This is a genomic window from Acidovorax sp. Root219, assembly GCF_001428665.1.
GTDB lineage: Bacteria > Pseudomonadota > Gammaproteobacteria > Burkholderiales > Burkholderiaceae_C > Acidovorax.
Genome location: NZ_LMIJ01000046.1, coordinates 145,172 through 151,502 on the forward strand (window position 1 = coordinate 145,172; position 6,331 = coordinate 151,502).

Below are 6,331 nucleotides of genomic sequence, written 5' to 3' on the forward strand. Positions count from 1 at the left end.
GTTGAAGACAACCGCCAATGCAGGCCCGCAACCCGCCGCAGACCGCCATCTGGCAGTGCAATGCAGGCCGCTGGGCACACATGGCTGAGCAATTGCACATTATCGCCCGCGTGCTGGCCTCCCCGCAGGAGGTGGACGCCAATGCCTGGAACGGCTTGCTGGCATTGCAGAGCCATCCCACGCCCTTTTTGCGCCACGAGTACCTCATGGCCCTGCACGAGAGCGGCAGCGCCACGCCCAAACGCGGCTGGACGCCGCGCTTCATGACGCTGTGGGATGGCGACACGCTGCTGGCCGCCTGCCCGCTGTACCTCAAGAGCCACTCGTATGGCGAGTACGTCTTCGACTGGGCCTGGGCCAGCGCCTACGAACAGCACGGCGTGCCCTACTACCCAAAGGCCACCATCGCCGTGCCCTTCACGCCCGTGCCCGGCACCCGCCTGATGGCGCGCGACGAAGAGAGCCGCGCCCTGCTGGTGCAGGCCGTCTGCCAATGGTGCGAGAGCCAGGGCGTATCGTCGGTGCATGTGCTGTTCGCCAGCAATGACGACATCAAGACCAGCGCCGACGAAGGCCTGATGCTGCGCCACACCGTGCAATTCCATTGGAAGAATGTGGCCCCCACGCTCGGCACTGGCGTGTCCTCGCTGCCCCCCGAGGGGGCTCTCGCCGGCTTGGGGCGGCCCGGCGCCGGCTCGGCACCGCCCCCAGCGACTGCCGAGGACGTTCCGGCCCGCTACGCCAGCTTCGACGACTTTCTCGCCAGCCTGGCCCAGGACAAGCGCAAGAAGATCCGCCAGGAGCGCCGCCGCGTGGCCGAGGCGGGCGTCACCTTCCGCTGGTCACGCGGCGCCGACATCACCACCGCAGACTGGGACTTCTTCTACCGCTGCTACGAGCGCACCTACCTGGAGCATGGCAACCCGCCCTACCTCACGCGCGACTTCTTCGCGCGCATGGCGCAGACCATGCCCGAGGCCTGGCTGCTGTTCATCGCCGAGAAGGATGGCCATCCGATCGCCAGCAGCCTGATCGCGCTGGGTGACTACGGCACGGATGGGCTCGTGGCCTATGGCCGCTATTGGGGTGCGCTAGAGCGTGTGGACTGCCTGCACTTCGAGGCCTGCTACTACCAGCCGCTGCAGTGGTGCATTGAACACGGCGCCCAGCGCTTCGAGGGCGGCGCCCAGGGCGAGCACAAGATGGCCCGTGCCCTGCTGCCCGTGCAGGCCAGCAGTGCCCACTGGATCGCGCACCCGGCGTTTGCCGAAGCGGTGGAGCGCTTTCTGGAGCGTGAAGGCCAGGGGGTGGAAGGCTATCTGGAGGAACTGCAGGGGCGCAGTCCGTTCAGGCAGGGGTGACATCGGCTGCGGCCAAGACAACAAATCATCTTGTCTTGTCCCCCTCGACGGGAGCAAGGCACTGCAGCCTCGCATCTTGAAAATCTCAGGCCGAGATCGACTCCTTGGACTTTTTCGCCCCGAAAAACGCAATGAGCCAGAACACAGTGCCGGCAAGTGCGCCATAGGCAATCAAAAGAAGCCTCTCATAAACACGCGCGTCGAATGAGAAAACAAAGAACCCAGCCACAGTGCCCATCACAGCACCCGCACAGGCAACTTGCCCAATGCCCAACCAGCGACGACGACGCAGAACCAGTAAGTAGACAGGAACGCTGAGCATCGAGAAGTAGTACGCATAGAGCGCGACCACAACAGATGCCTGCACTTCGCCGCTTCGGATCATCACAGCGACTGCCGGTGCCAGGGGCGCAAGCGTGAACGCCAGCATTACCCGAGTGCGATATTCAGGTGGAAGCACGCTAACGGACAGCGACACCAAAGCCAATGTCCCAGCCAAGGCTGCGACTCCATAAGACCTAAGCAAGGTAAACAGAACAGCGCCCGACAGCAAGAGCAGGCCCGCAGCGGGCAACAGACGCTGCTTGCCAAGACCACGGACCAAAAACTCTAAGCTCTGCTTCATGCTGCTGGTAACTATAGACAGGCACCTCACAGCGAGCAAGGATGGTGTGATCGTTATTGAATGCCAGTAGCCGTGAGCAATGCGCCCCGCTCCCGCACAAAATCCACAAACGCCCGCAGCGGCGCCGGCAGGTACCGCCGCCCGGAATAGTAGAGAAACGGCCCTGAAAAAGGCCGCGCCCAGTCTTCGAGCACCGGCACCAGCGCCCCGCTGTCGATGTGCGGCTGCAGCCAGCCTTCGAACATGTGGATGATGCCGCAGCCCGCGAGCGCGGCCTCCACCGCCAGGTCCACACCGCCCGAGATGCGCACGATCAAGGGGCCGGAGGGATCCACGACAACCACTTCGCCACCGCGCTCGAACTCCCAGGCGGGCATGGTGCCGCTGGCAAAACGGCCGCGCAGGCAGGCGTGCTGCATGAGGTCGCGCGGGTGTTCGGGCCGGCCGCGTGCGGCAAGGTAGGCGGGCGAGGCGGCGGTGGCCATGCGCTGCCAGCGCGGGCCGATGGGGAGGGCGATCATGTCCTGCTCAAGCCGCTCGTCGTAGCGGATGCCGGCGTCACAGCCCTCGGCGAGGATGTCGACAAAGCTTTCCTCCACCACCACGTCCAGGCGGATGTCGGGGTAGGCCGCCAGGAACGGCGGCACGATGGCGGGCAGCACCAAGCGCGCGGCGCTGGCGGGCACGTTCAGGCGCAGGGTGCCGGCGGGTCGGTCGCGAAAGCCATTGACCACGTCGAGCGCGGCCTCCACCTCGCCGAGCGCCGGGCCCAGGCGTTCGAGCAGGCGCGCCCCGGCCTCGGTGGGCGCCACGCTGCGCGTCGTGCGGTGCAGCAGGCGCACGCCCAGCCGTGCTTCGAGCCGGCGCACGGCCTCGCTCAGGCTCGATGCGCCGACACCGCCCAGGCGCGCCGCCTCGCGGAAACCGCCGCCGCGTGCCACGGCGACAAAGGCGGCCAGATCACCCAACTGCTCGGCCATGGACAGGATCCCTTGATGGATTGTTCGCTGCGCCGCACAACCTGTGCGCACTCAACCGGCTTATCGTACACAGGCTGCGTGCCTACAGTCGATGCATCTCCATTGAAAGGACTCTCCCATGACAGCAATCGACAAGGCCGGCAGCTTCCGGCTCGGCCACCGCGACGTGAAGCGCCTGGGCTACGGCGCCATGCAACTGGCCGGCCCCGGCGTGTTCGGCCCGCCCAAGGACCGCGTCGCCGCCGTAGCCGTGCTGCGCGCTGCCGTGGAAAGCGGCGTGGACCACATCGACACCAGCGACTTCTACGGCCCGCACGTGACCAACCAGATCATCAAGGAGGCGCTGCACCCCTACCGGGACGGCCTGACCATCGTGACCAAGGTGGGCGCCCGGCGCGGCGACGATGCCTCGTGGCTGCCCGCGTTCTCGGCCGCAGAGCTTACGCAGGCGGTGCACGACAACCTGCGCAACCTGGGCCTCGATGTGCTGGACGTGGTGAACCTGCGTGCCATGTTCAGCGTGCACGGCCCGGCCGAGGGTTCGCTGGAGGAACCATTGACTGCGCTGGCCGAGCTGCAGCGCCAGGGCTTGATACGCCACATTGGCCTGAGCAACGTGACGGCGCGCCAGGTGCAGGACGGGCGCAGGATCACCCCGATTGCCTGCGTGCAGAACATGTACAACCTGGCCCACCGCGAAGACGAGGCCCTGCTCACACAGCTGGCCGCCGAAGGTACGGCCTATGTGCCCTTCTTCCCGCTGGGCGGTTTCACGCCGCTGCAGTCGGGCGTGCTGTCGACAGTGGCCGCCGAACTCGGCGCCACGCCCATGCAGGTGGCGCTGGCCTGGCTGATGCAGCGCTCACCCAATATTCTGCTGATTCCGGGTACTTCGTCGGTCACCCACCTGCAGCAGAACCTGGCGGCGGCGCAACTGCAATTGCCTCCCGAGGCAGTGGCACGGCTGAACACCCTGGAACAGCCGGACGCCACATCAGTGCACTGAACCAGCCGTTGATTTTTGACCACGATGGGGCTTGAGCCCCATCAAATGCACCACAACAGTTCAACCAACCACGCAAAAAGCACCAAACAAGGGCACCTCACAACCATTTTGCTATTCGCACCAAAAGACGCATCACTTTGGTGCAATCGCCGCTCCTGCCAAGCGCAGAACCTGCGCGCCGTCTCAGAAGCTTTCCCACTCATCATCGGACGCCGCCTTGGCGGTGGCCCCCGCTGCGGGCGCAGACGGTTTGGCAGCGGTTTTTGCCACGGTGGGAGTCGGTGCCGCGAGCTTGCGCGGCGCCACACCAGCGACCGGTTTGCGAGCGGCAGGTGGCGACACCGGGGGAGAAGGGCGCGGGCGAGGCGCGGTGGCGGCCTGGGCCGCTGGCGCATCCGCCGACAGCTTGAACACCTCCACCGCGCCCACCAGGGCCTGGGCCTGGTGGCTCAGGCTGCCGGCGGCGGCGGCCATTTCTTCGACCAGGGCGGCGTTCTGCTGCGTGACCTGGTCCATCTGCGTGACGGCATCGCCGACCTGGGAGACACCCTGACTCTGCTCGGTGCTGGCAGCGCTGATCTCGCCCATGATGTCGGTCACGCGGCGGATCGAAGCCACCACCTCGGTCATGGTGGCGCCCGCCTTGTCGACCAGCGCGGTGCCCTGCTCGACCCGCTCCACGCTGGCGTGGATCAGGCTCTTGATCTCCTTGGCCGCGTCTGCGCTGCGCCCGGCCAGGCTGCGCACCTCGCTGGCCACCACGGCAAAGCCCCGGCCCTGCTCGCCCGCACGGGCGGCTTCCACGGCCGCATTGAGCGCCAGGATGTTGGTCTGGAAGGCAATGCCATCGATGACGCCGATGATGTCGGAAATCTTCTTGCTGCTGTCGTTGATGCCTTTCATGGTCTCCACCACTTCAGACACCACGTTGCCACCCTGCACGGCCACGGTGGAGGCGCTCATGGCCAACTGGTTGGCCTGGCGCGCGTTGTCGGCGTTCTGCCGCACGGTGGAGCTCAGTTCCTCCATGGAGGCGGCCGTTTGCTGCAGGGCACTGGCCTGCTCCTCGGTGCGGATGGACAGGTCGTGGTTGCCCGAGGCGATTTCGGCGCTGGCCGAGGCCACGCCCTGCGCATTGCCACGCACCCCCGATACCACCTGGGCCAGGTTGTCACGCATGGCGGTCAGGCCGGTGAGCAGGCGCGCGATCTCATCACGCCCCTGTACCGGGATGGCCACCGTGAGATCGCCGCGGGACACGGCATCGGTGATGTCCACCGCATTGCCCAGCGAACGCGAGATCTGGCGGATCATCGAGCCGCCCACCAACACCGCCAGCAGCACGCCCAGCACCACGGCGCCCACGGCCAGGGCGCGGATGGTCTGGTAGCTGGCTGCGGCACGGTCGTACTCCATCTTGGCCTGGTCGAGCTGCACCTGCATGAGCAGGCCCAGCACCTCCTGCAGCGGGTCCATCGCCGGGTACAGGTCCTTGGCGGCAAAGGTGGTGAGGGCCGGTACGTCGCCCGCACGGAACAGACCCGCCAGGGCCTCGGTGGCGGCATCCGCCTTGGCCTGCAAGGGCTTGAAGCGGTCCACCAGGGTCTTTTCCTCGGGCGCCAGCTTCGTCGCCAGGTAGGCGCTCCAGTTGGTGTCGATGGCCTTGCGCGCATCGGCCACCGACTGCAGGCCCTGCGCGGCGGTCATGCCGCCGTCGCGCACCTTGTGCGCTGCATCGACCACGTTGACCGCGTACATGTCGGCCGCGATTTTGATCTGCTTGAGGGGCACCACCCGGTCGTCATACACCGATTTGAGCCCGGCGTTGGACTGCCCCATGCCCAGCAGACCGGCACCGCCGACCAGCAGCACAAGGCAGCACAACACAGCCAGAAGCCCCGCCAGGCGGGTGGAAATCTTGAACCGATTCATGGCCAGTCTCCTGAAGTAACGATCTGTAAACACAGAATCGCAAGATCCAGGCCAGCACACACCTCGTTCAAGGCCTCTTTGCCCTCCCGGCGTGTCACCGCATGAGGGGTGCCTTACACCAACAGCAACGGGGAATCAGAAGCTCTCCCACTCATCATCCCCACCCCCGGCCGCCTTCGCCGGCGCCTTTGGCGCTGGCGCAGGGCTTGCCGCCGCTGCAACCTTGGGCGCCGCCAGCCGGCTGGCCACCGGGGCCTTGGCCGCTGGCCTGGAGGTTACGGCCGCGCGCGCAGCAGGTGCTGGCATGCCCACTGGCTTGCGCACCGCTGGCGCAGGGGCAGGTGCCGGTGCGCGATAGTTGCTTGCACCGCTGCCATCGCCCGCCAGCCTGAACACCGCCACCGCGTTCACCAGTTCGCCCGCCTGG

The 6,331-nt window shown here is 66.6% G+C and carries 5 protein-coding genes and 1 pseudogene; 2 read left to right on the forward strand and 4 right to left on the reverse strand.

Annotated elements, in window-relative coordinates; all coding sequences use genetic code 11:
• Positions 1-80 precede the first annotated feature (80 nt).
• Positions 81-1,361, forward strand: a complete 1,281-nt coding sequence (locus tag ASE28_RS29195) for a GNAT family N-acetyltransferase (protein ID WP_057269670.1) — start codon at positions 81-83, stop codon at positions 1,359-1,361.
• 85 nt (positions 1,362-1,446) lie between these two features.
• Here the strand turns inward: ASE28_RS29195 and ASE28_RS29200 are convergent, their stop codons facing one another.
• Together ASE28_RS29200 and ASE28_RS29205 are read right to left on the reverse strand one after the other, a co-directional pair.
• Positions 1,447-1,986, reverse strand: a complete 540-nt coding sequence (locus ASE28_RS29200) for a hypothetical protein (RefSeq protein ID WP_157422174.1) — start codon at positions 1,984-1,986, stop codon at positions 1,447-1,449.
• Between the two features lie 53 nt (positions 1,987-2,039).
• On the reverse strand, positions 2,040-2,966 hold the full coding sequence (locus ASE28_RS29205) for a LysR family transcriptional regulator (protein WP_057269558.1): 927 nt from the start codon (positions 2,964-2,966) through the stop codon (positions 2,040-2,042).
• 118 nt (positions 2,967-3,084) lie between these two features.
• Here ASE28_RS29205 and ASE28_RS29210 point away from each other — a divergent pair, with 118 nt between their 5' ends.
• Complete coding sequence (locus ASE28_RS29210; RefSeq protein WP_057269559.1) at positions 3,085-3,972, forward strand: aldo/keto reductase family oxidoreductase; 888 nt, start codon at positions 3,085-3,087, stop codon at positions 3,970-3,972.
• 183 nt (positions 3,973-4,155) lie between these two features.
• Here the strand turns inward: ASE28_RS29210 and ASE28_RS29215 are convergent, their stop codons facing one another.
• Complete coding sequence (locus tag ASE28_RS29215) at positions 4,156-5,904, reverse strand: methyl-accepting chemotaxis protein (protein ID WP_057269560.1); 1,749 nt, start codon at positions 5,902-5,904, stop codon at positions 4,156-4,158.
• A gap of 135 nt (positions 5,905-6,039) precedes the next feature.
• A pseudogene (locus tag ASE28_RS32550) lies at positions 6,040-6,331 on the reverse strand (methyl-accepting chemotaxis protein); the annotation flags it as partial.